The organism is Streptomyces sp. NA02950, assembly GCF_013364155.1.
Taxonomy (GTDB): domain Bacteria; phylum Actinomycetota; class Actinomycetes; order Streptomycetales; family Streptomycetaceae; genus Streptomyces.
In genome coordinates this window covers 6,859,006-6,884,903 of sequence record NZ_CP054916.1, presented here as the reverse complement: position 1 = coordinate 6,884,903, position 25,898 = coordinate 6,859,006, and the positions used below count along the sequence as shown (strand labels likewise).

The window sequence follows — 25,898 nt, the reverse complement described above, 5'->3', positions numbered from 1 at the left end:
GCAACGGGGCACGCCGCCCGATTCGCCCGGCTTGCCCGTGCGACAAACCGGTCTCCACCGTTGTGCCCCACTCCGCGCCCGGTGAATCCGGCCGCCGACCGGTACCGGAGAGTGACCCCGCCGCTCCCCCGGACTCCAGCACCCGGCGTATCGGCATTCGGGTCATCCCCGGGCGCCCGGTACCTCACTCGGCGCAGCGGGGCGGCGACGGGGAGCCGGGGCGGGCCCACGAGAGGGCGGCGTGGAAATCGGTCGGCCGCGGTCCGTCCGGCCCCGTACACTGGGCGCAGCGAAAGGCGTGGATGGGGACGAGTAGCGTCGTACGCGGCCATGAGCGACCCGGGGACGGTGAGAGCCCGGGGGCGAGCGCGATGCGAAGGATCACCCCGGAGCCGCCGGAAGAACCCCCGCCCAGGGCCAGTAGAACCGGCATCGCGACCCCAATGAGGGGGCTGGGAGCGCAGTGCTCCCGGCCAAGGAGGGTGGTACCGCGGGAGCACACGGCTCTCGTCCCTCCGGACGGAACGACGAGCGTGTGTCCGCCGGAGGATTCCCGATGACGCTGTACCGCCAGGTGCCCGCCCAGGTCGACCTGCCCGCCCTCGAGCACGCCGTGCTCGACTTCTGGCGGGAGAACAAGATCTTCGCCCGCACCCTCGCGCAGTCCGAGGGCCGGCCGGAGTGGGTCTTCTACGAGGGCCCGCCCACCGCCAACGGCATGCCGGGCGCCCACCACATCGAGGCCCGCGTCTTCAAGGACGTCTTCCCGCGCTTCCGCACCATGCGCGGCTACCACGTCGGCCGCAAGGCGGGCTGGGACTGCCACGGTCTGCCGGTGGAGCTCGCGGTCGAGAAGGAGATGGGCTTCAACGGCAAGAAGGACATCGAGGCGTTCGGCATCGCCGAGTTCAACGCCAAGTGCCGGGAGTCGGTGACCCGGCACACCGACGCCTTCGCCGAGCTGACCCAGCGCATGGGCTACTGGGTCGACCTGGACGACGCGTACCGCACGATGGACCCGGAGTACGTCGAGTCGGTGTGGTGGTCGCTCAAGGAGATCTTCTCCAAGGGGCTGCTGGTCCAGGACCACCGCGTCGCCCCCTGGTGCCCGCGCTGCGGCACCGGTCTGTCCGACCACGAGCTGGCGCAGGGCTACGAGACGATCGTGGACCCCTCGGTCTACGTCCGCTTCCCGCTGACCTCCGGCCCCCTGGCGGGCGAGGCGGCACTGCTCGCCTGGACGACCACGCCCTTCTCCCTGGTGGCCAACTTCGCGGTGGCCGCCCACCCCGAGGTGACCTATGTGGTCGCCACGGACGGCGAGGAGAACCTGGTCGTCGCCGAGGCGATGGTCGAGAAGGCGCTCGGCGAGGGGTGGCGGACCACGGGCCAGACCTTCACCGGCGCGGAGATGGAGCGCTGGACGTATCAGCGCCCCTTCGAGCTGGTGGAGATCCCCGGCGCGCACTTCGTCGTCAACGCCGACTACGTCACCACGGAGGACGGCACCGGCCTGGTCCACCAGGCCCCCTATGGTGAGGACGACTTCAGGACCTGCCGCGCCTACGGGCTGCCGGTGGTGAACCCGGTCCGCGCGGACGGCACCTTCGAGGAGGAGCTGGACCTGGTCGGCGGCCAGTTCTTCAAGAAGGCCGACGAGTCGCTGGTGGCCGACCTGGAGGCGCGCGGCCTGCTGTTCAAGCACCTGGCGTACGAGCACAGCTATCCGCACTGCTGGCGCTGCCACACCCCGCTGATCTACTACCCCCAGCCGTCCTGGTACATCCGCACCACCGCGGTCAAGGACGCGCTGCTGCGGGAGAACGAGCGGACCAACTGGTACCCCGACTCGGTCAAGCACGGTCGCTTCGGGGATTGGCTCAACAACAACATCGACTGGGCGCTGTCGCGCAACCGCTATTGGGGCACCCCGCTGCCCATCTGGCGCTGCGCCGAGGACCACCTCACCTGTGTGGGCTCGCTCGCCGAGCTCTCCGAGCTGACCGGCAGCGACCAGTCCGGACTGGACCCGCACCGTCCGTACATCGACGAGATCACCTTCACCTGCACCGCGGAGGGCTGCTCGCTCACCGCCGAGCGCGTCCCCGAGGTGATCGACGCCTGGTACGACTCGGGGTCGATGCCCTTCGCGCAGTGGGGCTACCCGTACCGCAACAAGGAGCTGTTCGAGAAGCGCTACCCGGCGCAGTTCATCTCCGAGGCCATCGACCAGACCCGCGGCTGGTTCTACACGCTGATGGCGGTCGGCACCCTGGTCTTCGACAGGTCCTCGTACGAGAACGTGGTCTGCCTCGGTCACATCCTGGCCGAGGACGGCCGGAAGATGTCCAAGCACCTGGGCAACATCCTCCAGCCGATCCCGCTCATGGACCAGCACGGCGCCGACGCGGTCCGCTGGTTCATGGCCGCGGGCGGCTCGCCCTGGGCCGCCCGCCGGGTGGGCCACGGCACCATCCAGGAGGTCGTCCGCAAGACGCTGCTGACCTACTGGAACACGGTCGCCTTCCAGGCCCTGTACGCCCGCACCTCCGGCTGGGCGCCCGGTGCGGACGACCCGGCCCCGGCCGACCGCCCGCTGCTCGACCGCTGGCTGCTGGGCGAGCTGGGCACCTTGACCGAGCAGGTCACCCAGGCCTTGGAGGCCTACGACACCCAGCGCGCCGGAAAGCTGCTGTCGTCCTTCGTGGACGACCTGTCGAACTGGTACGTGCGCCGCTCGCGCCGCCGCTTCTGGCAGGGCGACGCCGCCGCGCTGCGCACCCTCCACGAGGTCATCGAGACGGTCACCCGGCTGATGGCTCCGCTGGTGCCCTTCATCACCGAGCGGGTCTGGCAGGACCTGGTGGTACCGGTGGATCCGGAGGCCCCGGCCTCCGTCCATCTGGCGAGCTGGCCGGAGGCCGACCAGGCCATGATCGACCCGGCGCTCTCGGCCCGGATGGCGCTGGTCCGGCGGCTGGTCGAGCTCGGTCGGGCGACCCGGGCCGAATCCGGGGTGAAGACCCGCCAGCCGCTGTCCCGCGCGCTGGTCGCGGCGTCCGGCTTCGAGCGACTCTCCATCGAACTGCGAGCCCAGATCGAGGAGGAGCTGAACGTCTCCTCGCTCGCCTCGCTGAGCGAGGTCGGTGGCTCGCTGGTGGACACCACGGCGAAGGCCAACTTCCGTGCGCTGGGAAAGCGCTTCGGCAAGGGCACCCAGCCGGTCGCCAAGGCCATCGCCGAGGCGGACGCGGCGGCGCTGTCGGCGGCCCTGCGCGAGGGCACGGCCTCGGTGGTGGTGGACGGTGAGACCGTCGCGCTCTCCCCGGACGAGGTGATCATCACCGAAACGCCGCGCGAGGGCTGGTCGGTGGCCTCCGACGCGGGCGCCACCGTCGCCCTCGACCTGGAGATCACTCCGGAGCTGCGCCGCGCCGGACTCGCCCGCGACGCCATCCGGCTGATCCAGGAGGCCCGCAAGAACAGCGGTCTGGACGTGGCCGACCGGATCGCGCTGCGCTGGGAGTCGGTGGACGAGGAGCTTCGCCGGGCGCTCACCGACCACGCGGGTCTGATCGCGGACGAGGTCCTCGCCACGGACTTCGCCTCGGGCGAGGGCGACTCCGGTTACGGTGAGCCCTTCACCGACGAGCCGCTCGGGCTGACGTTCCGCCTTCGCAAGGCGTAACCGCTCCGCGGGCCTCACATCGCCGGACGGGCCGTTCCACCCCGTCCGGCTCTGTCGGCCCGGCGATTGATACGGCCGAGGGCGGAGCCACGGTCCCCGGCCGAGGCCGCCCTGGGCGAGCGCAACCCATAATGGAGCAACCCGTACGGCGAGCAACCGGGTCCGCGAGAGCGGCGCCGGCTTAGGCGCACAAAGCAGTCCGGGCCCCGGGAGAAAGCTCCCGGAGCCCGGCCCTGTGATTGCCGAACGCTCCCCGCGGTGGCGAAACCGCGTCAGATGGAACGCGTCAGTTGTCGTCCTCGTCGATCAGGAAACCCCGCATCGGGCTGGGCGCCTGCTGCATCGGCTGCGGACTCTGCGGCCGCACCGGTGCCATCGGCTGGGTCATCGCGGGCGACATCTGCTGCTGGCCGCCGTAGGAGGGAGCACCGCCGTTCTGCCCGTGACCGCCGCCCATGGACTGGTTGCCGCCCATGGTGTGGCCGCCCATCGTGCCGGCACCGGCCGAGGCCATGGAGCCGCTCATCGAGGGGGACGGCGGCAGCGAGGCGGTCGCCGGGGTGCGCGGCGGGGCCAGCGAGTCGTCGGCCTGGTTCTCCAGCTGGCGCAGCTGGCTCTCCAGGTACGACTTCAGCCGCGTGCGGTACTCGCGCTCGAAGCCGCGCAGGTCCTCGACCTTGCGCTCCAGCGTGGCGCGAGCGGACTCCAGGGAGCCCATCGCGACACGGTGCTTCTCCTGCGCGTCCCGCTCCAGGGCGTCGGCCTTGGCGCGGGCGTCCCGCTCCAGGCCCTCGGCGCGGCTACGGGCCTCACCGACGATCTTGTTGGCCTCGGAACGGGCCTCCGCGATCGCCTGGTCGGCGGTCTGCTGCGCGAGCGAGAGCACGCGCGCGGCGCTGTCGCCGCCCGGGCCCTGGCCCGGCTGCGGCAGCTGGGGGCCGCCGGGACCACCGGGGCCGCCCATCGGGCCACCCATGGGACCGCCGGGGCCCATGGGACCGTTCTGACCCATCGGGCCGTTCTGGCCCATCGGGCCGGGTCCGCCCTGCTGCATCGGCCCGGGGCCGTTCTGGCCCATCGGGCCGGCCGGCAGCTGCGGGGCGCCGCCCGGAAGTTGGGGCGGGCCACCCATCTGCTGCTGGCCGGGCGGCACCGGCTGCGGTCCGGATATGGCGGCGGGGACAGGGGCGCCGGGCCTCTCCTGCTGTTCTGGAGGCTTGCGCATGCCTTGTTGCTGCTGGCTCTGCGCGGCGGCGCGGGTGGCTGCCGCCAGCTTGGCCCGCAGGTCCTCGTTCTCCCGCAACAGCCGGGTCAGTTCGGCTTCGACCTCATCGAGGAAGGCATCGACCTCGTCCTCGTCATAGCCTTCTCGGAGGCGGACGGTCGTGAACTGCTTGTTCCGCACGTCCTCGGGGGTCAACGGCATCTCTACTTCACCTCAACGTAGTCGTCGGCAATCGGCAAGACCGTATCGTTCACACGCTGCTCGCAAAATTGCTCACGACGGTGATCAGGATCCAGACGATGATCATCAGCACGAAGAAGGACAGGTCGAGCGCCACACCCCCGAGACGCAGCGGTGGAATAAACCGCCGCAAGAGCTTGAGTGGCGGATCGGTCACAGTGTAGGTGGCCTCGAGGATGACCACCATCGCCCGACCGGGTTGCCACGAGCGTGCGAACTGGAAGACGTAGTCCATCACCAGCCGGAAGATCAGCACGATCAGGAAGCAGTACAGCGCGATGTAGACCACCTGTAGTGCGATGCCCATCCCGCGCGTCCCTCTCCCCTGGCTCGTACTCGGCCTCGCGGCCTCGGATGACTCGATGTTGCCGTGTTGCGTCTCAGCTCTGGTTGAAGAACCCGCCCTCTGCGATACGGGCCTTGTCCTCCGCCGTGACATCGACGTTAGCAGGCGACAACAGGAACACCTTCTGCGTCACTCGTTCAATGCTCCCATGGAGACCGAACACGAGTCCGGCGGCAAAGTCGACAAGTCGCTTTGCGTCCGTGTCGTCCATCTCCGTCAGATTCATGATCACCGGAGTGCCCTCGCGGAAGTGTTCCCCGATGGTACGGGCCTCGTTGTAGGTCCGCGGGTGCAGTGTGGTGATGCGGTAGGGCTCCCGCTCGGACACGACCTTGGGCATGATCACCGGTGCGTTCTTCTCCAAGTTCTGACGTTCAGGTGTGATGGATGCCACGGGGGCGATTCGCGCGGGTCGTCCGGTTTCCACCGCGAGCGGAGCAGGTTCACGCTGTGCGGGGGGATGGACGACTCGCACAGATTCGCCCCTTTCCGGGCGAGGTTCGGCCTCCACCACCTGGTGCCGCCGACGGTCCCGCTCGGGCTCCGGCTCGGGCTCGAAATCGTCATCGGGGTCGAACCCCCGGCCGTCGTACCCATCGTCCTCCACGAGGCCGAGGTAGACCGCCATCTTGCGCATCGCGCCGGCCATTCTCTGCGTCCTCCGCTCTGTGGTGGATCGGCTCCGCCACCGGATGCCATGGATCCACGTGGCCTGCCCGCCTTTTGACGGGAATGACCATATTTTCTGCTGTGGTCCGACTTCTTCGCGACGTTACCGGAGCGTGGGGCGGACTCCGAGTACCGCGGTGCCGACGCGCACATGTGTCGCCCCCGCCGCCACCGCTTCCTCCAGGTCCGAGCTCATGCCCGCGGAGACCATGTTCGCAGCCGGATGGGCCGCGCGCAGGCGGGATGAGATTTCCATCAGCCGGTCGAACGCCGCCCGCGGCCGCCCCTCGTAGGGCCCGGCCAGCGGCGCGACGGTCATCAGACCGTCCAGTCGCAGTCCCTCGGCCGCGATCACGGACTCGGCCAGCGACTCCACTCCGTCCGGTCCGACCCCTCCCCGCGCTCCCCGCTCACCGGAGTCCGCGTCGAGGGCGACCTGAATCAGGACACCCATCTCCCGGGCGGCGCGCACCGCCGCACCGGAGAGAGCGTCAACCAATCGCTTGCGATCGACAGATTGCACCACATCGGCATAACTGGAAACGGAACGTACCTTGTTGGTCTGCAATTGCCCGACAAAGTGCCAGATCAAGGGCAGATCTGCACATTCGGCCGCTTTGGGCGCCGCCTCCTGGTCGCGGTTCTCGGCGACATGCCGTACGCCCAGTTCCGCCAGCAAACGGACATCGCTCGCCGGATAGGTCTTGGTGACCACGATCAGGGTCACCTCTTCACGCTTACGACCGGCGGCGGCGCAGGCCGCGGAGATACGTTCCTCCACCTGGGCCAGGTTCGCCGCCAATTCCGTTTTGCGATCCGTCACAGCTCAGCCGTCCAACCACACATAGCTCGCGAGCCTCCCGGTGGTGTGCTCGCGCCGGTAGGAGAAGTGGTCCACCGATTCCAGCGTGCAGATGTGAGATTGTCCATCCATCTCGACACCGGCGCGGGCGAGTTGGGCCCGGACCCCAGCGGCCACATCGACCGCCGGGGTGCCCCGGCCGGTCTCGGCCCACGCCTCGGGAACCGTCTCCGCGACCTCGGCGCGCATCGCCGCGGGCACCTCGTAGCAGCGTCCGCAGACCGAGGGGCCGGTACGGGCGATGATCCGGGCGGGGTCGGCGCCCCGCGCCGTCATCGCCTCGACCACCGCCGGGACCACCCCGGCGACCAGCCCCGGCCGCCCGGCGTGGGCGGCCCCGGCCACTCCCGCCACCGGGTCGGCCAGCAGCACCGGGGTGCAGTCGGCGGTGAGGACGGCGAGGGCGAGCCCCCGACGCATCGTCACCACCGCGTCCACCGCGGGGATCTCGTCGTCGCCGGTCCACGGCCCGTCGACCAGGGCGACGTCCCGGCCGTGCACCTGGTTCATCCAGACCACCGCGGCCGGGTCCAGGCCCAGCGCCTTGGCGGCCAGCTCGCGGTTGGTCCGTACGGTCTCGGGGTCGTCGCCGACCGCGCCGCCGAGGTTGAGCTCGTTATACGGAGCGGCGCTCACCCCGCCCCACCGGTCGGTGAAGGCGAAGTGGGCGCCGCTCGCGTCGTGCTGTTGCGCTATCACTGCGGGATCGCTTCAGGGTCGATGGGGAGCCATCTCACCGGGCTCACTTCAGGAAGTCCGGAACGTCCAGCTCCTCGGCCTGGCTCTCCGGGTAGGGACGGGCCGGGGGGACCTGGGGGGTGGAGACCGGAGGGGCCGGGACCTCGGCGACGGGGGCGGGGTCCGCCGGGGCGGGCTCCTCCTCGCGCGGGGTGACGCTGCCGAGTCCGCCGAAGGACGGTCGGCCGGGCTCCTGGGTGGACGGGCGGCCCGACGAGCCGCTCGCCCCCTCCTCGCGGCCACCGCCGTTGTACGACCCGAGCACCTTGTCGCGGTTCTTCGCGGGCGGCTGGCCGCCGTCGAAACCGGCGGCGATCACGGTGACCCGGACCTCGTCGCCCAGCGCGTCGTCGATCACGGCGCCGAAGATGATGTTGGCCTCGGGGTGGGCGGCCTCGCTCACCAGCTGGGCGGCCTCGTTGATCTCGAACAGTCCGAGGTCGGAGCCGCCGGAGATGGAGAGCAGCACGCCCCGGGCGCCGTCGATGGACGCCTCCAGCAGCGGCGAGGAGATGGCCATCTCGGCCGCGGCCACCGCGCGGTCGTCGCCGCGGGCCGAGCCGATACCCATGAGCGCCGAGCCCGCCTCGGACATCACGGACTTGACGTCGGCGAAGTCGAGGTTGATCAGGCCCGGGGTGGTGATCAGGTCGGTGATGCCCTGGACGCCCGACAGCAGCACCTGGTCCGCGGACTTGAACGCGTCCAGCACGCTCACCTGACGGTCCGAAATGGACAGCAGGCGGTCGTTCGGGATCACGATCAGGGTGTCGACCTCGTCGCGCAGCCCGGCGATGCCGTCCTCGGCCTGGTTGGCGCGGCGGCGGCCCTCGAAGGTGAAGGGACGGGTGACCACACCGATCGTCAGCGCGCCCAGCGACCGGGCGATGTTGGCGACCACGGGGGCGCCGCCGGTGCCGGTGCCACCGCCCTCGCCCGCCGTCACGAAGACCATGTCGGCCCCCTTGAGGACCTCCTCGATCTCCTCGCGATGGTCTTCGGCGGCCTTGCGGCCGACCTCGGGGTTGGCGCCCGCGCCGAGTCCGCGGGTGAGCTCGCGGCCGACGTCCAGCTTGACGTCCGCGTCGCTCATCAGGAGGGCCTGCGCATCGGTGTTGATCGCGATGAACTCGACGCCCTTGAGCCCGACCTCGATCATCCGGTTGATGGCATTCACGCCACCGCCGCCGATGCCGACGACCTTGATGACTGCGAGGTAGTTCTGCGGTGCTGCCACGTCGAAGGCCTCTCGCCTCGAGTTACGTGTCGCCACCCCGCCGTTGCCGCGGTGCGCCGACTGATGCCGAATGGGACGGTTCCGATTGCCGACCCCAACCCTAACGCTGAAGTTTAGGGTTACCAGTACCTCTGTTTCCCGGACTCTTCGGAACAGGACACTAAGTCGACAAGTGGCGCGCGTTCAATGAACACGCCGAACCTCCCGCTTTTCTTTTCACCCTATGTGATCACCCAGTGGGCTAGCCAACCAGGGTGCTGGCCAGGGTCTATCAGGTCAACTGCGAGACACCGCGGGGGCACTCGGCGCACTGACGTCGAAGTGGTCCGCGTCCGGACGCGCTTTCATGAGCGCGGTGAGGGTCCGTGCCTTCGCCGCCCCGCGCTCTTCGCTGCCCCAGGCGACCGTACGCCCTCGGGTGAGGACCACCGTGATCGAGTCGTACGAGCGGACCCGCAGGGAACGGGTGTCCCGGCGGACCGCCGCGGGGAGTTGGGTGACCACCCGGACCGCCTCCCGGCGCAGCCTGGCGGCGCCGAAATGGCGTGAACTCGGCGACCGGTCCGGCTCCATTTCCAGCAGCGGAACACCCTTCGGACGCTTGACCGAGGTAGCGAACCGTACGCCGTGGGCGTCCACTTCGCGGAACTTCCCGCCCTCTTCGACAATCGCTTCGGCCTTGCGTTCCGTCACATCCAGACTGACGGTGTGCGGCCATGACCGGGATACACGCACTTTCGCTATCCGCGGCAGCCGGTCCCGCAGCCGCTCTTCGATCGCGGCGGTGTCCAAAGTCACCAGCGGGGTGTCCAGCGGTACGTCCGCGGCCGCACGGATCTCACCGGAGGTGAGCACATGGGTGCCGGTGACCGTCACCCGCTCGGCGCGCAGCCAGCTCGAGCCGTACAACACCCAGACGGTCCCGGCGCCCAGCAGGACCAGGGTCACCGCGATCACCAGCAGGGTGCGGCGGCGGGGCAGCCGCACCCTGCGGCGCGCGGTGAAGACGCTCGGGGGCGGGCCGGACGGTGACGTCCGTCGTGAACCGCTCCTGGCGGTCGTCGGTCCGGCCACGCTCCCTGCCTTCTCACGCCTGGCGGCGTGCCGCGATTGCCTCGTACACCATGCCGACCAGCAGCTCGTCGGCGTCCCTGCGGCCGAATTCGGCGGCGCGCCGGGACATGTCGTACAGCCGGTGCGGGTCGCCGAGCACCGGGAGCACGTGGTTCTGCACCCACTCCGGGGTCAGCTCGGCGTCGTCGACCAGCAGTCCGCCGCCCGCCTTGACCACCGGCTGGGCGTTGAGCCGCTGCTCGCCGTTGCCGATGGGCAGGGGCACATAGGCGGCCGGGAGCCCGACGGCGGACAGCTCGGCGACGGTCATCGCGCCCGCGCGGCAGAGCATCATGTCGGCCGCGGCGTACGCGAGGTCCATCCGGTCCACGTACGGTACCGGGATATAGGGCGGCATTCCGGGCATGTTGTCCACATGCGGCATTTCGTTTTTCGGGCCGACCGCGTGCAGCACCTGGATCCCGGCGCGCTGGAGGAACGGGGCGACCGTCTGTACCACCTCGTTGAGCCTGCGGGCGCCCTGTGAACCGCCGGAGACCAGCAGCGTCGGCAGGTTGGGGTCGAGCCCGAAGGCCGCGCGCGCCTCGGGCCGGACCGCGGCCCGGTCCAGGGTGGCGATCGAGCGGCGCAGCGGGATGCCGACGTAGTGGGCGTTGCGGAGCTTGCTGTCCGGGGTGGAGACCGCGACGTACTTGGCGTAGCGGGAGCCGATCTTGTTGGCGAGGCCGGGCCGCGCGTTGGCCTCGTGGACCACGATCGGCACCCCGAGGCGCTTGGCGGCCAGATAGCCGGGCAGCGCCACATAGCCGCCGAAGCCGACCACGCAGTCGGCCTTGGTGCGCTCCAGGATCTGCTCGGCGGCCTTGATGGTGCCGCGCAGCCGCCCGGGGACGGTGATCAGCTCGGGCGTGGGCTTGCGCGGCAGCGGTACGGCCGGGATCAGCCCGAGTTCATAGCCGCGCTCGGGCACGAGCCGGGTCTCCAGACCCCGCTCCGTGCCGAGCGCCGTGATCCCCACGGTCGGATCCTGCCTGCGCAGGGCGTCCGCGAGGGCGAGCGCGGGCTCGATGTGGCCGGCGGTCCCCCCACCGGCGAGTACGACATGCACCGAAATTCACCGCTCTCCGGACGGCCGCTTCTTGACGGGCCGTCTCATCGTCTTCCGTCTCACCCGAGCCAGCTTCTTCCGCAAAGCAGGCTGCCGCATGGCCAGCGCCGCTCTCGCGGCGGGCTCGGCCCGTGCGAAGGCGATCAGCAGACCGACGGCGAACATGGTCGGCAGCAGGGCGGACCCTCCGTAGGAGAACAGCGGGAGCGGAACCCCGGCGATCGGCAGCAGACCGAGCACCGCGCCGATATTGATCACGGCCTGGGCCGTGATCCAGGTGGTCACGCCTCCCGCGGCGTACCTCACGAAGGGGTCCTCCGTGCGTCCGGCCACGCGGATACCCGCATAGCCTAGAGCCGCGAAGAGGACGAGGACCGACAGCGTCCCCGCCAGGCCGAGTTCCTCCCCGGTAATGGCGAAGATGAAGTCGGTATGCGGTTCAGGTAGTTCGCCCCATTTCTCCATGGATGCACCGAGTCCGGAACCGAACCAGCCGCCGTTGGCGAGGGCGTAGATCCCGTGCACCGCCTGCCAGCACTGATCATGGTCTCCGGGTTCGGTGGCGCCGATACAGGCGAGCCGGGACATCCGGTTGGCGCTGGTCCTGATGAGCAGCACCCCGACCACCCCGGCGAACGTCAGCACGCCCACGAACAGCCGGGTGGGGGCACCGGCCAGCCAGAGCAGGCCGAACAGGATCGCGGTGAGAATGATCGCGGTGCCCATGTCACCGCCCAGCATGATCAGGCCGAGCAGCATCCCCGCGGCGGGCACCAGCGGCACCAGCAGGTGCTTCCACTGGGCCAGCAACCGCTTGTCCTGTTTGCGGGCCAGCAGATCGGCTCCCCAGAGCACCAGCGCCAGCTTGGCGAACTCACTGGGCTGGAGGAGGAACGGACCTCCGAAGGAGATCCAGTTCCGGTTGCCGTTGACCGAGATGCCCATCCCGGGCACCTGGACCAGGCACATCAGAAAGACCGAGACCGCCAGCAGCGGATAGGCGAAGGCGCGGTGCAGCTTGATCGGCGTCCGCACCGCCAGCAACATCAGCGAGCCGCCCAGGGCCGCCGCGAAGAGCTGTTTGCGGAAGAAGTACGACGGGGCCAGACCGGACTGCAATGCCTTGATCTGCGAGGCCGAGTAGACCATCACCAGACCCAGCACCGTGATCAGCAGTGCGCCGCCGAGGACCAGGTAGTAGGCGGTGAGCGGGCGGTCCCAGGCCCGCCGGGTGCGCTGCTGCGCGCGGCGCAGCGACGCCAGCACCGAGGTGCGGGTGGGGCGGCGGGGCAGCCTGGGGCCGCCGCCGCGCGGGCGCACGAGGACCGCCGCCCGCCCTCCGGCGCGCACGGCCGCCCGTACGCGCGGCGCCGCGCCGGCGCGGGACACGGTGCGGCCCCCGCGCGGTGCGCTCGGCCGGGACCGCGGGGCGGCGGGCTGGTCAGGCGTCATCTCGTATCCCCTCCGGATTCCCCGCGCGAGCGGCCCACACGCGGGGACCGGCGGACTACCGGTCGTCCGGGACCCGGCCGGAGGCCAGGTCGTGGACCGCCGCGGCGAAGGCGTCGCCCCGCTTGTTGTAGTTGACGAACATGTCCATCGAGGCGCAGGCCGGTGCCATCAGGACGGTATCGCCCGGCCGGGCGAGCCGGGCCGCTTCGCGCACAGCCGCCGCCATCGCCCCAGTGTCGGTCCGCTCGAGGTCCACGACCGGGACATCCGCTGCGTGTCGCGCGAGCGCTTCGCGGATCAGCGCACGGTCGGCGCCGAGCAGCACCACCCCGCGCAGCCGCTTGGCGGCCGTCACCACCAGCTCGTCGAAGGTGGCGCCCTTGGCGAGGCCGCCCGCGATCCACACGATGTTCTCGTAGGCACCCAACGACGCCTCGGCGGCATGGGTGTTGGTGGCCTTGGAGTCGTCGACGTAGGCGACCCCGCCGACGTCCGCGACATGCTCCACCCGGTGCGGGTCCGGGCGGAAGGTTCGCAGGCCCTCCCGGACGGCTGTGGGCGGCACCCCGTAGGCGCGGGCCAGGGCCGCGGCGGCCAGCGCGTTGGCGATGTTGTGGGGCGCCGGCGGGTTCACGTCGGAGACCTCGGCGAGCTCCTGCGCCTGCTTCTGCCGGTTCGCCACGAAGGCCCGGTCGACGAGGATGTTCTCGACGACGCCGAGCTGGGAGGGGCCGGGGGTGCCGAGGGTGAAGCCGATCGCCCGGCAGCCCTCCTCGACATCGGCCGCGCGCACCAGGTCCTCGGTGGCCGGGTCGGCCACGTTGTAGACGCACGCCACCTGGTTGCCCTCGTAGATCCGGCCCTTGTCGGCCGCGTACGCCGCCATGGAGCCGTGCCAGTCGAGGTGGTCGGGGGCGAGGTTGAGCACCGCCCCGGAGTGGGCGCGCAGCGAGGGCGCCCAGTGCAGCTGGTAGCTGGAGAGCTCGACCGCCAGCACGTCGTACGGCTCGTCGCCCAGCACGATGTCCAGCAGCGAGACACCGATGTTGCCGACGGCCGCGGTGCGCAGCCCGGCGGCCTCCAGGATGCACGCCAGCATCCGCACCGTAGTGGTCTTGCCGTTGGTGCCGGTGACCGCGAGCCAGGGCGGCGCGTCCGCCCGGCGCAGCCGCCACGCCAGCTCCACATCGCCCCAGACCGGGACCCCGGCCTCCGCGGCGGCCAGGAACAGCGGGCTGGTGGGCTTCCAGCCGGGCGTGGTGACGATCAGCTCGGTGCCCTCGGGGAGGCCCGCGGCGGAGCCGCCGTCGGATGCCGTGCCATAGCCGAGCCGGACGGTGATGCCCAGCGGCTCCAGCTCGGCGGCCTGGGCGCGCTGCGGCTCGCCGTCGCTGCCGTTGACCACGGTGACGGTGGCCCCGAGGCCCCGCAGCGCACGCGCCGCGGGGACCCCCGAGACGCCGAGCCCGGCGACCGTGACCCGCCGCCCGGCGAGGTCGGTCACATCGGGGCCGGTGGCGGGGGACGTCACTGGGCCCGCCAGCCCGCGTAGAAGATGCCGAGTCCGACGATCACGCACATGCCCTGGATGATCCAGAATCGGACCACCACAAGGACTTCGCTCCACCCCTTGAGTTCGAAGTGGTGCTGGAGCGGGGCCATCCGGAAAACCCGCTTCCCGGTCATCCGGAAGGAGCCGACCTGGATGACCACGGACATGGTGATCAGGACGAACAGACCGCCGAGGAGGGCCAGCAGCAGTTCCGTACGGGAGCAGATGGCCAGGCCCGCCAGCGCGCCGCCGAGGGCGAGCGAGCCGGTGTCGCCCATGAAGATCTTGGCGGGTGAGGTGTTCCACCACAGGAAACCGAAGCAGGCGCCCATCAGCGCGGAGGCCACGACCGCGAGATCGAGGGGGTCACGGACCTCGAAACAGGACGCGGGGTTGGTGAGGGTCTGCGCATTGGCGCAGGACTCCTGGTACTGCCAGACGCCGATGAAGGTGTAGGCGCCGAAAACCATCACCGAGGCGCCGGTGGCCAGACCGTCCAGACCGTCGGTGAGGTTCACACCGTTCGACATCGCAAGGATCATGAACAGCGCCCAGATCGCGAAGATCACCGGGCCGAAGGACCAGCCGAAGTCCTGGACGAAGGAGAGCCGGTCGGAGGCCGGGGTCTGCTGGCGCGCGTCCGCGAAGTTCAGCGAGAGGATCGCGAAGGCGATACCGACGATCAGCTGTCCGGCCATCTTCGCCTTGGCCCGCAGGCCCAGGCTCCGCTGCTTGACGATCTTGATGTAGTCGTCCAGGAAGCCGACCAGGCCCATGCCCGCGAACAGGAAGAGCACCAGCACACCGGAGAAGGTCGGCTGACTGCCGGTGATCACCTTGGTCACGGCGTACGCGATCAGCGTGGCCAGGATGAAGGCGATACCACCCATGGTCGGGGTACCGCGCTTGGAGCCGTGTGTCCGGGGGCCGTCGTCCCGGATGTACTGGCCGTAGCCCTTGCGGGCCAGCAGCTTGATCAGCACCGGTGTGCCGATCAGGGTCAGGAAGAGCCCGATGGCTCCCGCGAAGAGGATCTGCCTCATGCCCATCGGCCGGCGACCTCACCCTCACCCTCGAGCAACGCCTGCGCGAGCTTCTCCAGGCCGACCGACCTGGACGCCTTCACCAACACGACGTCCCCCGGTCGCAGCTCGCTGCGCAGCAGATCGACCGCTGCCCGCACGTCGGACACGTGCACCGACTCCTCACCCCACGAACCCTCGTTCTTGGCGCCCATGTCCAGCCAGGCGGCCTCCTGGCCGCCGACCGCCACGAGCTTGCTGACGTTGAGCCGGACGGCCAGCCGCCCGACCGCGTCGTGCTCGGCGAGCGACTCCTCGCCCAGCTCGGCCATCCGGCCCAGCACCGCCCACGTACGACGCCCCGGTGTAGCGGCGCCCATGGCGACCAGCGCCCGCAGCGCGGCTCTCATGGACTCGGGGTTCGCGTTGTAGGCGTCGTTGACGACCGTCACGCCGTCCGAGCGCTCGGTGACCTCCATCCGCCAGCGGGAGAGCTGCCCCGCCTCGGAGAGCGCCACGGCGATCTCGTCGACGGACATGCCCAACTCGTGGGCGACGGCGGCCGCGGCGAGCGCGTTCGACACGTGGTGCTCACCGTACAGGCGCATGGTCACTTCGCTGCACCCGGTAGGGGTGTGAAGCGTGAAGGCGGGCCGGCCACCGTCGGCGAGCCGGACATTTACGGCGCGTACGTCGGCGCCCTCGGCCTCCCCGAACAGGACCGTGCGGGCCGCGGTACGGGACGCCATGGCGCGCACCAGGGGGTCGTCGGCGTTGAGCACCGCCACTCCGCCGTCCTCGGCGGCGGGCAGCGCCTCGACCAGTTCGCCCTTGGCCTCGGCGATGGCCTCCCGGCCGCCGAACTCCCCGATGTGGGCGGTGCCGACATTGAGGACGAGGCCGATCCGGGGCGGGGTGAGGTCCGTCAGGTACCGGATGTGGCCCTTGCCGCGGGCGCCCATCTCCAGCACCAGGTGCTGGGTGCTCCCGTCGGCGGTCAGCGCGGTCAGCGGCAGCCCGATCTCGTTGTTCAACGAACCCGGCGTCCACACGGTGGGGCCGTGGCGCTGGAGCGCTTGCGCGATGAGGTCCTTGGTGCTGGTCTTGCCCGCGGAGCCGGTGAGCGCCACCACGGAGGTGCCCAGGCGCTCCACGACGGCGCGCGCGAGCGCCCCCAGCGCGGCGACGACGTCGGGCACGACGATCGTGGGGACGGCGCCGTCGGCTGTGGAGACCGGGCGGGTGGCCAGGACCGCGACCGCGCCCGCCTCGACCGCGCCGGGCGCGAAGTCGTGGCCGTCCACGCGCTCTCCGACGAGCGCGGCGAAGAGGCTGCCGGGCCGCACCTCACGGGAGTCGATCACGACCGGGCCCGTGACCTTCAGATCAGGGTCCGGTATGTCGTGCGGCTGTCCACCGACGAGGCCGGCGATCTCGGTGAGGGACAGTGCGATCACTGATCACCTCCGGCCGTGCGGGAGAGCTGCCTGGAGGGGGCTGGTGCGCGCATGGCGGTCTGTCATCCCTGGTTGTCTTGATGGGTGTCGCAGTGCTGTCCGTTCGCCCCGGGGCGTACGGATTCGCGCTGTTTGGCCCGTTCGCTCAGCTCGATGGCTTCGCGGAGGACCTGGCGGTCGTCGAAGGCGCGGACCACTCCGGCGATGTCCTGGCCCAGTTCATGTCCCTTGCCCGCGACGATGACGGTGTCACCGGGTTCGGCCCGGGCCACGGCGGCCGCGATGGCGTTCGCCCGGTCCTCTTCGACCAGTACGTCGCCGCGCTCGTGCGCGGGCACCTCGGCGGCGCCCGCGAGCATGGCGGCGAGGATCGCGAGGGGGTCCTCGGAGCGGGGGTTGTCGGAGGTCAGCACGGCGGTGTCGGCGAATCGGGCCACCGCGGCGCCCATGGGCCCGCGCTTGAGCTTGTCGCGGTCGCCTCCGCAGCCGAGGACGGCGTGCAGCCTGCCGTCGGTGACCCGGCGCAGGGCGCGCAGCACCGACTCCACGGCGTCGGTCTTGTGGGCGTAGTCGACCACGGCGAGGTACGGCTGGCCCGCGTCCACGCGCTCGAGCCGCCCCGGCACCCCGGGGACGGCGGCCACACCGTCGGCGGCCGTCTGCGGGTCGACCCCGGCGACGACGAGGGCCACGACGGCGGCGAGCGCGTTGGCCACGTTGAAGGGACCGGGGAGGGGCGCCGCGGCCCGTACGGACTCGCCGTTCGGGCCGAGCGCGGTGAAGGTCGAGCCGAGCGGGCCGACCTCGACGCCGTCGGCGCGCCAGTCGGCATCGGGGTGGCCCTCGGCGGAGAAGGTGGTGACCGGGACCTCGGCCTGCTCCACCAGCCGCTTGCCGTACTCGTCGTCGTAGTTGATCACCGCGGCCCGGCTGCGGGCCTTGGTGAACAGCTGCGCCTTGGCCTGGAAGTAGTCCTCCATCCCGGAGTGGAACTCCATGTGCTCCGGGCTGAGGTTGTTGAAGACGGCGACGTCGAAGACACAGCCGTCGACCCGGCCGAGGACCAGGGCATGGCTGGAGACCTCCATGACGACCGAGCGGACGTCGCGTTCGCGCATCACCGCGAACAGGGCCTGGAGGTCGGTCGCTTCCGGGGTGGTGCGCTCGGACTTGATCCGCTCGTCGCCGATCCGCGTCTCGACGGTGCCGATGAGACCTGTGAGGCCGCCGCCGTCCTTCGCGGCGGCGCGGAGGCCGCCTTCGATGAGGTACGCGGTGGTGGTCTTGCCGGAGGTGCCGGTGATGCCCAGCTGCAACAGGGCGCGGCCCGGCTCGCCGTAGATCGTGACGGCCAGCGCGCCCATCCGGCCGCGCGGATTGTCCACGACCAGCACCGGCAGACCGGTGGCGGCGGCGCGCTCGGCGCCCGCCGGGTCGGTCAGCACGGCCACGGCGCCGAGATCGGCGGCCTGGGCGGCGAAGTCCGCGCCGTGCAGACGGGCGCCGGACAGGGCGGCGTACACATCGCCGGGACGTACGGCGCGCGAGTCATGGGTGATCCCGGTGACCGCGGCATCGGCCGGCGCTTCGGGGACAGCGACGCCCAGCTGATCTGCCAGCTCCGCCAGGGGGACCGGGCGGACCTGGAAGGGGCGGGGCGCTCCTGGATATTCCACAGAAACGTCCTTCTGAGGGGTTTGCGACTGATCAGCGTGGGGCACGGCGGTGAGCGTACCCGGGACACCCGGTCCCCCGCGAAATGAGGCGCCGAACCGGGGCCGTACCGGACCATGGTTCCCGGGCTCCGGCGTGATCGTCGTCACGACTGGATCCGCTCACTGACCCGGGCTGTAGCTCACGGGGAGCCGCTTGACCTGCGTCCCGGTCGGGGCCGCCTGGAGGCTCTTGAGCCCGAACTCCATCACCTTCTTGAAGACCGGGCCGCAGACCTGGCCGCCGAAGTAGCTGCCCTTGGTCGGGTTCTGCACGGCGCAGTAGACGGTCAGCCGCGGCTTGTCGGCGGGGGCGAATCCGGCGAACGAGGCGGTGTAGCCCCGGTAGCGCCCGGTTCTGGGGTCCACGCGGTTGGAGGTGCCGGTCTTGCCCGCCACCCGGTAGCCGGGGATCTTGGCCCTGGTGCCGGTGCCCTCCTCGTCGTCGACGACCGACTCGAGCATCCGGGACAGCGTCTTCGCGGTCTCCTTGCCCACCACCCGGGTCTTCTTCGGCTTGGACCCGGCGGTGTATTCGCCGTCGGGGCCCTTGGAGCCGCGGACCAGGGTGGGGGCGATCCGCTCGCCGCCGTTGGCGATCGTGGAATACACCGAGGCCGCCTGGACGGCGTTGAGCGACAGCCCCTGGCCGAACGGGATCGTGTACTGCTGCGAGGCGCTCCACTTCTCCGGTTCGGCCAGGATGCCCCGGGTCTCGCCGGGGAGGCCGAGCCCGCTGGGCTGCCCGATCCCGAACTTCCGCAGATAGGAATAGAGAATCCGGTTCTTCTGCCGATGGGTCTTGGCGAGCTGCTCGGTGGCGAGGATGGTGCCGATGTTGCTGGACTTGGCGAACACGCCGTTCAGCGTCAGGTACCAGGTGGGGTGGTCGATGTCGTCGGCGAAGGCCCGGTCGGCGCGCGCCAGCCGGTTCGGGACCTCCACATGGGTGTCCCAGCGCGCCACGCCCTCCTCTATGACGGCAGCCATCGACATCAGCTTGCTGACGCTGCCCGGCTCGTAGGCGTCCGAGACCGCCGCGTTGCCTAGGGCACTCGCGTCCTGCCGGGAGATGTCGTTGGGGTCGAACCCGGGGGCGTTGGCCAGCGCCAGGATCTCGCCGGTGCGGGTGTCCTGGACGACGACGTAACCTCGGTCGGCCCCGGACTTCGACACCTGGGCGGCGATGGCGCTCTGGGCCGACCACTGGAGGTCCCGGTCGATGGTCAGTTCCACATCGCTGCCGGGCACCGCGGGCTGCTCCTTGACGTCGCCGGTGGGCACCTGGTGGCCGCCGGACTGCGCGTAGACGCGTTTGCCGTCCTGGCCCGCCAGCTTCTCGTTCAGCTCCTGTTCCAGGCCCGCGGCGCCCCGGCCGTCGGCTCCCACGAAGCCCAGCAGCCCGGCGGCGAGGTCCCCGTTGGGATAGATCCGCTTGCTGTGGGCCTCCCGGTTGACCCCGGCCAGCACATTGGTGCCCTTGCCCTTCTCGGCCGCCTCGTCCAGGGCGTTCTTCAGGTCCTTGATCTGCTTCCAGACCTGCGGGCTCTGCTGCCGGGCCAGGACCACGTACTTCGACTTCGGGTTGTCGGTGAGCTTCTTCTCCAGGTCCGCGCGGTCCTTGCCGAGGATCGGCGCGAGCAGGGAGGCCGCCCGCCGGGGCGCGTCCTTCGTCTTGGCCGTCTTGGGCGTCAGCAGGTCGGGCGCGGCGGTGATGTCGTACGCGTCCACGGTGGTGGCCAGGTCGACGCCGTCACGGTCGGTGATGGAGCCGCGCTCGGCGGCCAGCGTCACCGGGATGTAGCGGTTGACATTGGCCTTGGCGGCGTACGCGTCGGCGTCGACGGCCTGCACCTGGAGCAGCCGCACGACGAAGACCAGCATCACGAGGGTGAGGCCGAGGCTGATCAGCCGCAGCCGGGGGCGCGGGCTGCCGAGCCGCAGCTGCTGCGGTGCCCCGGGGCGGGGGCGGCGGACCGGGCGGCGGCCGGACGGCCCCGGACGGTCGCCGGGGCGGTGGGACCTCCCCTGGCGCGGGCGGCGCTCGGCGTGCGCATCCGCCGGACCGGGCACCCGGCGGCGGCGCGGGTCCTGGGGCGCGGTCACGCGGCGGCCGCCCTCGTCGGCTCCGCGGGGCGGGGGCGGTGCGCCGGCGGGCGGGGCCTGGCGCAGGCAAGGGATCGCGTCACCGTGTCACCTACTGGGGAGCCGGGGTGGAGTTCGCGGAGGCGGCGGCCGTGGCGGCCGTGGCGGATGGAATAGCTGGAATGATCGGAATGGATGGAATGGATGGAATGGTCGAGTTGACCGGGTTGACCGGGTTGGCCGTGTTGGTCGGGGTCGGCGGGGAGGGGGCCGGGTCCAGCGCGGGCGGCGCCCAGATGCCGGTGGTGCCGAGTGTGGTGGGCTGGGCCGTGGCGGGGGCGGGCACACCACTCACGGTGCCGTCCGGCTTGAGGAACGCCGGGCTGCCGCCCGGCACCATGCCCAGCTCACGGGCGCGCCGCTCCAGGGCGCCGGGGGCGGAGAGCCGGTCCACGTCCTGCTCGAGCGCCTGCCGGTCGTCGGTGAGCTCGTCGGTCTGCTTCTCCAGTCTGCTGACCTCGAACGAGCCTTGATTGAGGGAGGAGTTCAGTACCAGCAGGCCGATCAGGCCGGAGCCGAGCAGGACGACAACAAGCAGCACGAAGGGCGCACGCCGGGCCGTCGTGGCCCCCGGCACCGGTCGCCTCTTCGGCGCCGTTCCGGACCCGGCTCCGCTCATAGCCACTCCCCGTTTTCGCGCCTCGTCCGGCCGCCACCGCTCATGGCACCTCCCGGTTCGCTTCTCCGCCCGCACGGCGCAGCAACACGCCTCTCGTCGCCCTCCGCGGCCCGGCTGCCGCACACGCGCCGCTCACCGTGCCTCCTCGCGGATCCGCTCCGCGCCGCGCAGGCGGGCGGGGGCCGCGCGGCGGTTCTCCGCGATCTCCTCCTCGGTGGGCAGCTCCGCACCGCGGGTGAGCAGCTTCAGCCGGGGCTGGTAGCGCTCGGGGACGACCGGGAGTCCCGGTGGGGCGGTGTTGCTCGCACCCGCCGCGAACACCTGCTTGACCAAGCGGTCCTCGAGCGAGTGGTACGACAGCACGGCGATCCGGCCGCCGACCGCGAGCGTCCCGACGGCCGCCGGAATGGCCCGCTCCAGGATCGCCAGCTCACCGTTGACCTCGATGCGCAGCGCCTGGAAGGTGCGCTTGGCGGGGTTGCCGCCGGTGCGCTTGGCGGCCTGCGGCAGCGCGTCCCGGATCAGCTCCACGAGCCGCGCGCTGTTGGTGAACGGCTCCTTCGCGCGCTCCCGCACCACCGCGTCCACGATCTTCTTGGCGAACTTCTCCTCGCCGTAGCTGCGCAGGATGCGCACCAGGTCGCCCGGCGGGTAGGTGTTGAGCACCTCGGCTGCGCTGACGCCGGTCGTCTGGTCCATCCGCATGTCCAGCGGGGCGTCCTGCGCGTAGGCGAAGCCGCGCTCGGCCTCGTCCAGCTGCATGGACGACACGCCGAGGTCGAAGAGGACCCCCTGGACGCGCGGTACGCCGAGCCGGTCGAGCACCTCGGGCAGCTCGTCGTAGACGGCGTGCACGAGCGTCGCCCGATCACCGAAGGGGGCCAGCCGTTCACCGGCGAGCCGGAGGGCTTCCGGGTCGCGGTCCAGGCCGATGAGCCGGGCCGCCGGGAAACTGCTCAGCAGCGCCTCGCTGTGGCCGCCGAGGCCCAGGGTGCAGTCGACCACAACCGCGCCGGGCTGGGCGAGAGCGGGGGCCAGCATGTCCAGGCAGCGCTGGAGCATGACGGGAACGTGGAGAGCGTTGCTGCTCATTGCGCTGCTCGTGCGCCCTTCTGAGGGTCGGGCGAGGAGGGTACGCACCTCCGGGTCCCCGCCCGCTCTGAAGGGGAAGCGGCCTACTGGCGCCGGGGAAGTGACGTCAGGCGACCGGAGCGGGAGGAGGCCGAGGGGTACGTACGCACCGCGCTCACGCGAAAATCCGGAATCCAAGGGGAGCGTCACGCCTCCCACTTCGCGTCACTTTAGTCCACTCGTCCCTTCGGTCAACCAACCGGTCAGCGCGTCCCGCCACCGGTTGCGCACAGGGTCCGCGACCGGGCACCGGGAGGGGGCGCGGGGGTGTGGATCGCATCACAATCACTCCTTCGGCGCACCCGATGCCCTCGTTTGCGCCACCTAAAGAACAGACAAAATCCCCAGGTGCACTTAACGTCTTGACCATGTCGATATCTGCGCCGCAGCCGCCTCAGCAGTCCGCCGACCGCGACGCCCACCCGGGAGGTACGGTCACCGACCGCCTTGTCGAAGCCAACCGCCGGTACGCCGACACCTTCGAGGACCCCGGCATGGACGCCCGCCCCGTGCGGCGCGTCGCCGTGGTCGCCTGCATGGACGCACGCCTCGATCTGCACGAGGCGCTCGGCCTGGAACTGGGCGACTGCCACACCATCCGGAACGCGGGCGGTGTGGTGACCGATGACGTCATCCGTTCCCTGACCATCAGCCAGCGTGCGCTGGGCACCCGCAGCGTGGTGCTCATCCACCACACCGGCTGCGGTCTGCTGAGCCTGACCGAGGACTTCCGGCACGACCTGGAGAACGAGGTGGGCCAGCGGCCGTCCTGGGCGGTCGAGGCGTTCAAGGACCTCGACGGCGATGTACGCCAGTCGATGCAACGGGTGCGCACGTCCCCGTTCCTGCTCCACACCGATGACGTCCGCGGCTTCGTGTTCGACGTCAAGACGGGTCTGCTGCGGGAGATCGAGCCGCGCGACTGAGAGGGATTGTCCTCCCGAACTCGTGCAGAGGTGACAAATAGCCCCGGGTTATCCACAGCCGAGTGACGCGAGACCGCGAAGACCGCAAGAATGCGTATGTGACATCACCCCCCGCAACCCCGCGGGGGGATCGATGCCAGCGTGTGCGGTGGGCCGGTCCGTTTCCGAGGGCAACGGCCCTGAGAACGGGCCGAGGAGGGCCGGGTGACGACCTATGACGAGCGAGCGAGCCTCAGCGATCTGACCACCACAGCGGATCGGGTCCGCCGGTCGGTGGAGGGTGTGATCGAGGGCAAGCCCGAGGTCGTGCGGCTTTCGCTGACCGTGCTGCTCGCCGAGGGGCATCTGCTGATCGAGGATGTCCCGGGCGTGGGCAAGACCATGCTCGCCAAGGCGCTGGCACGGTCCATCGACTGCTCGGTACGGAGGATCCAGTTCACACCGGATCTGCTGCCGTCGGACATCACCGGCGTAAGCATCTTCGATCAGCAGCGCAAGGAGTTCGAATTCAAGCCGGGCGCGATCTTTTCGCAGATCGTGATCGGTGACGAGATCAACCGCGCCTCCCCCAAGACGCAGTCGGCGCTGCTGGAGTCGATGGAGGAGCGCCAGGTCACCATCGACGGGAAGAGCTACGAGCTGCCCAGCCCCTTCATGGTGGTGGCCACGCAGAACCCGGTCGAGATGGAGGGCACCTATCCGCTGCCCGAGGCGCAGCGCGACCGCTTCATGGCGCGGGTGTCCATCGGCTATCCCAGCCCGCAGGCCGAGCTGGAGATGCTGGACATCCACGGCGGTGTCTCCCCGCTCGACGATCTGCAACCGGTCGCCCACGCCCATGACATCGTCAAGCTGGTCGAGGCGGTGCGCTCGGTGCATGTGGCCGAGCCGGTGCGGCGGTATGCGGTGGAGCTGGTGTCCGCCACCCGCAACCACCCCGATCTGCGGCTGGGTGCCTCGCCCCGCGCCACCCTGCATCTGCTGCGGGCCGCCAAGGCGGCGGCCGCGCTGGCCGGGCGGGACTACGCACTGCCGGACGATGTGCAGGCGCTGGTGGTGGCGGTGCTGGCGCACCGGCTGCTGCCGACCGCACAGGCCCAGCTGAACCGCCGCACCTCGGAGCAGGTGGTCACGGAGATCGTGCAGCGCATCGCGGTGCCCACGGCCGCCCAGCGCGGCGCGGGCCCGGTGCCGCCCTCGGGTCCCGTGCCACCGGTGCCGCCCATGCCGCCGGCCGGTTACGGCCAGCAGCAGCCGGGCGCGCGGAGGCTGTGATGACGGCAGGGGGTACGGACGCGGATCCCGACGGCTCCGGGGAGGACGACAAGGGAGCGCTGCGGACCGCCCTCGCCGGGCTGACGACCCGTGGCCGCTCCTTCCTGGCCGCCGGCATCGCCGCCGCGGTGTGCAGCTATGTCCTGGGGCAGGCGGATCTGCTGCGGGTGGGGCTGCTGCTGGCCTCACTGCCCCTGGTGTGCGTGGTCGTGGTCTACCGCACCCGGTACCGGGTGGCGGGCAGTCGACGGCTGTCGCCCGCCCGGGTCCCGGCGGGCTCCGAGGCCCGGGTGCATCTGCGGATCGACAATGTCTCGCGGCTGCCCACCGGGCTGCTGATGCTCCAGGACCGCGTTCCGTATGTGCTGGGTCCGCGCCCCCGCTTCGTGCTGGACCGGGTGGAGCCGGGCGGGCGCCGCGAGGTGTCCTACCGGGTCCGATCGGATCTGCGCGGCCGCTATCCGCTGGGTCCGCTCCAGCTCCGGCTGAACGACCCGTTCGGGATGTGCGAGCTGACCCGCGCCTTCAGTGCCTACGACACACTCACCGTGGTGCCGCGGGTCGAGCCGCTGCCCGCGGTGCGGCTCACGGGCGAGAACGCCGGATACGGGGACGGGCGCCACCGCGCGCTGGCGCTGGCCGGTGAGGACGATGTGATCCCGCGCGACTACCGGCACGGCGACGATCTGCGCCGGGTCCACTGGCGCTCCACCGCGCGCTACGGCGAGCTGATGGTCCGCCGGGAGGAGCAGCCGCGGCGCGCCCACTGCACGGTGCTGCTGGACACCCGGTACCAGGCCCACCAGGGCTCGGGGCCGGATTCGGGCTTCGAGTGGGCGGTCTCCGGTGCGGCCTCGGCCGCGGTGCATCTGCTGGAGCGCGGCTATGCGGTGCGGCTGCTGACCGACACCGGGAGCTCGGTGCCCGGCCCGGACGGCGGAGGCGGCTTCACCGGTTCCACCCATGACTCGGCGGAGACGGCCGGACTGATGCTGGACACCCTCGCGGTGGTGGACCACTCCGACGGGGCCGGGCTCGCGGCCGCCTATGACGTGCTGCGCGGCGGCGGTGAAGGGCTGCTGGTGGCCTTCTTCGGGGATCTGGACGAGGAGCAGGCGGCGCTGGCCGCCCGGATGCGGCGGCGCACCACCGCGGCGATGGCCTTTGTGCTGGACGGCGCGGCGTGGGCGCGCGGGGTGCCGGGCGCGGGGCAGCATCTGCTGGAGGATCGGCTGCGGCGGCTTCGGGAGGCGGGCTGGACGGCCCTTCCGGTGAGCCCCGGTGCCTCGCTGGCGCAGCTGTGGCGGCAGGCCGACACCCTGGGTGGCACGTCCGGGGCCGACGCCGGACCGTCGGCGGTGGGCGGTATGACAGGGAGCTGGGCATGAGTGACGCAGGCGCGGCCGCGTACCCGGGCAGC

At 71.0% G+C, this 25,898-nt stretch carries 20 protein-coding genes; 4 read left to right on the top strand and 16 right to left on the bottom strand.

What is annotated here, in order from left to right; genetic code table 11:
- Positions 1-556: 556 nt before the first annotated feature.
- Complete coding sequence (gene ileS, locus HUT19_RS30245) at positions 557-3,688, top strand: isoleucine--tRNA ligase (RefSeq protein WP_176183482.1); 3,132 nt, start codon at positions 557-559, stop codon at positions 3,686-3,688.
- Between the two features lie 286 nt (positions 3,689-3,974).
- Here ileS and HUT19_RS30240 read toward each other — a convergent pair whose 3' ends face one another.
- The 16 genes from HUT19_RS30240 to rsmH form a co-directional block, all read right to left on the bottom strand.
- Positions 3,975-5,114, bottom strand: coding sequence for a DivIVA domain-containing protein (locus HUT19_RS30240; RefSeq protein WP_176183481.1), 1,140 nt, complete (start codon positions 5,112-5,114; stop codon positions 3,975-3,977).
- 49 nt (positions 5,115-5,163) lie between these two features.
- Positions 5,164-5,460, bottom strand: a complete 297-nt coding sequence (locus HUT19_RS30235) for a YggT family protein (RefSeq protein WP_176183480.1) — start codon at positions 5,458-5,460, stop codon at positions 5,164-5,166.
- A 73-nt stretch (positions 5,461-5,533) separates the two neighbouring features.
- A complete protein-coding gene (locus HUT19_RS30230; RefSeq protein WP_176183479.1) occupies positions 5,534-6,148 on the bottom strand; it encodes a cell division protein SepF in 615 nt (204 codons plus the stop codon).
- A gap of 123 nt (positions 6,149-6,271) precedes the next feature.
- Positions 6,272-6,991 carry a YggS family pyridoxal phosphate-dependent enzyme gene (locus tag HUT19_RS30225; protein ID WP_176183478.1) on the bottom strand — a complete coding sequence of 240 codons (720 nt, stop codon included), beginning with the start codon at positions 6,989-6,991 and terminating at the stop codon, positions 6,272-6,274.
- A gap of 3 nt (positions 6,992-6,994) precedes the next feature.
- Positions 6,995-7,729, bottom strand: a complete 735-nt coding sequence (gene pgeF / locus HUT19_RS30220; RefSeq protein WP_176183477.1) for a peptidoglycan editing factor PgeF — start codon at positions 7,727-7,729, stop codon at positions 6,995-6,997.
- Between the two features lie 43 nt (positions 7,730-7,772).
- Positions 7,773-9,005: a cell division protein FtsZ gene (gene ftsZ / locus HUT19_RS30215; RefSeq protein WP_176183476.1), complete on the bottom strand. Its 1,233-nt coding sequence runs from the start codon at positions 9,003-9,005 to the stop codon at positions 7,773-7,775.
- 276 nt (positions 9,006-9,281) lie between these two features.
- Positions 9,282-10,079 carry a cell division protein FtsQ/DivIB gene (locus HUT19_RS30210; RefSeq protein WP_176183475.1) on the bottom strand — a complete coding sequence of 266 codons (798 nt, stop codon included), beginning with the start codon at positions 10,077-10,079 and terminating at the stop codon, positions 9,282-9,284.
- A gap of 13 nt (positions 10,080-10,092) precedes the next feature.
- A complete protein-coding gene (gene murG, locus HUT19_RS30205) occupies positions 10,093-11,187 on the bottom strand; it encodes an undecaprenyldiphospho-muramoylpentapeptide beta-N-acetylglucosaminyltransferase (protein ID WP_176183474.1) in 1,095 nt (364 codons plus the stop codon).
- Positions 11,188-11,193: 6 nt separating this feature from the next.
- A complete protein-coding gene (gene ftsW / locus HUT19_RS30200; protein WP_254885865.1) occupies positions 11,194-12,639 on the bottom strand; it encodes a putative lipid II flippase FtsW in 1,446 nt (481 codons plus the stop codon).
- 55 nt (positions 12,640-12,694) lie between these two features.
- Positions 12,695-14,170, bottom strand: a complete 1,476-nt coding sequence (gene murD / locus HUT19_RS30195) for a UDP-N-acetylmuramoyl-L-alanine--D-glutamate ligase (RefSeq protein ID WP_176183473.1) — start codon at positions 14,168-14,170, stop codon at positions 12,695-12,697.
- A complete protein-coding gene (mraY, locus tag HUT19_RS30190) occupies positions 14,167-15,234 on the bottom strand; it encodes a phospho-N-acetylmuramoyl-pentapeptide-transferase (protein WP_176187476.1) in 1,068 nt (355 codons plus the stop codon). The genes murD and mraY overlap by 4 nt, the downstream gene beginning before the upstream one ends.
- Complete coding sequence (gene murF, locus HUT19_RS30185) at positions 15,231-16,670, bottom strand: UDP-N-acetylmuramoyl-tripeptide--D-alanyl-D-alanine ligase (RefSeq protein WP_176183472.1); 1,440 nt, start codon at positions 16,668-16,670, stop codon at positions 15,231-15,233. The genes mraY and murF overlap by 4 nt, the downstream gene beginning before the upstream one ends.
- A gap of 62 nt (positions 16,671-16,732) precedes the next feature.
- Positions 16,733-18,493, bottom strand: a complete 1,761-nt coding sequence (locus HUT19_RS30180; protein WP_176183471.1) for a UDP-N-acetylmuramoyl-L-alanyl-D-glutamate--2,6-diaminopimelate ligase — start codon at positions 18,491-18,493, stop codon at positions 16,733-16,735.
- A 12-nt stretch (positions 18,494-18,505) separates the two neighbouring features.
- The gene (locus HUT19_RS30175; protein WP_176183470.1) at positions 18,506-20,488 is read right to left on the bottom strand and encodes a penicillin-binding protein 2; all 1,983 of its coding nucleotides are present in this window, start codon (positions 20,486-20,488) and stop codon (positions 18,506-18,508) included.
- A gap of 91 nt (positions 20,489-20,579) precedes the next feature.
- The gene (locus HUT19_RS30170; RefSeq protein WP_176183469.1) at positions 20,580-21,146 is read right to left on the bottom strand and encodes a septum formation initiator family protein; all 567 of its coding nucleotides are present in this window, start codon (positions 21,144-21,146) and stop codon (positions 20,580-20,582) included.
- Between the two features lie 132 nt (positions 21,147-21,278).
- A complete protein-coding gene (rsmH, locus tag HUT19_RS30165; protein WP_176183468.1) occupies positions 21,279-22,238 on the bottom strand; it encodes a 16S rRNA (cytosine(1402)-N(4))-methyltransferase RsmH in 960 nt (319 codons plus the stop codon).
- Between the two features lie 407 nt (positions 22,239-22,645).
- Here rsmH and HUT19_RS30160 point away from each other — a divergent pair, with 407 nt between their 5' ends.
- From HUT19_RS30160 to HUT19_RS30150, 3 genes are all read left to right on the top strand, one after another.
- Positions 22,646-23,203 (top strand): carbonic anhydrase, encoded by a 558-nt coding sequence (locus HUT19_RS30160; protein WP_176183467.1) that lies wholly within the window; start codon positions 22,646-22,648, stop codon positions 23,201-23,203.
- A gap of 204 nt (positions 23,204-23,407) precedes the next feature.
- A complete protein-coding gene (locus HUT19_RS30155; protein WP_176183466.1) occupies positions 23,408-24,478 on the top strand; it encodes a MoxR family ATPase in 1,071 nt (356 codons plus the stop codon).
- Positions 24,478-25,866 carry a DUF58 domain-containing protein gene (locus tag HUT19_RS30150; protein WP_176183465.1) on the top strand — a complete coding sequence of 463 codons (1,389 nt, stop codon included), beginning with the start codon at positions 24,478-24,480 and terminating at the stop codon, positions 25,864-25,866. The genes HUT19_RS30155 and HUT19_RS30150 overlap by 1 nt, the downstream gene beginning before the upstream one ends.
- Positions 25,867-25,898 lie beyond the last annotated feature (32 nt).

Bases quoted from the DNA above. Each gene is read 5' to 3' on its own strand.
- ileS (WP_176183482.1), top strand. From the start codon at position 557: ATGACGCTGTACCGCCAGGTGCCCGCCCAGGTCGACCTGCCCGCCCTC.
- HUT19_RS30240 (WP_176183481.1), bottom strand. From the start codon at position 5,114: ATGCCGTTGACCCCCGAGGACGTGCGGAACAAGCAGTTCACGACCGTC.
- HUT19_RS30235 (WP_176183480.1), bottom strand. From the start codon at position 5,460: ATGGGCATCGCACTACAGGTGGTCTACATCGCGCTGTACTGCTTCCTG.
- HUT19_RS30230 (WP_176183479.1), bottom strand. From the start codon at position 6,148: ATGGCCGGCGCGATGCGCAAGATGGCGGTCTACCTCGGCCTCGTGGAG.
- ftsW (WP_254885865.1), bottom strand. From the start codon at position 12,639: ATGACGCCTGACCAGCCCGCCGCCCCGCGGTCCCGGCCGAGCGCACCG.
- mraY (WP_176187476.1), bottom strand. From the start codon at position 15,234: ATGAGGCAGATCCTCTTCGCGGGAGCCATCGGGCTCTTCCTGACCCTG.
- HUT19_RS30170 (WP_176183469.1), bottom strand. From the start codon at position 21,146: ATGAGCGGAGCCGGGTCCGGAACGGCGCCGAAGAGGCGACCGGTGCCG.
- rsmH (WP_176183468.1), bottom strand. From the start codon at position 22,238: ATGAGCAGCAACGCTCTCCACGTTCCCGTCATGCTCCAGCGCTGCCTG.
- HUT19_RS30160 (WP_176183467.1), top strand. From the start codon at position 22,646: ATGTCGATATCTGCGCCGCAGCCGCCTCAGCAGTCCGCCGACCGCGAC.
- HUT19_RS30150 (WP_176183465.1), top strand. From the start codon at position 24,478: ATGACGGCAGGGGGTACGGACGCGGATCCCGACGGCTCCGGGGAGGAC.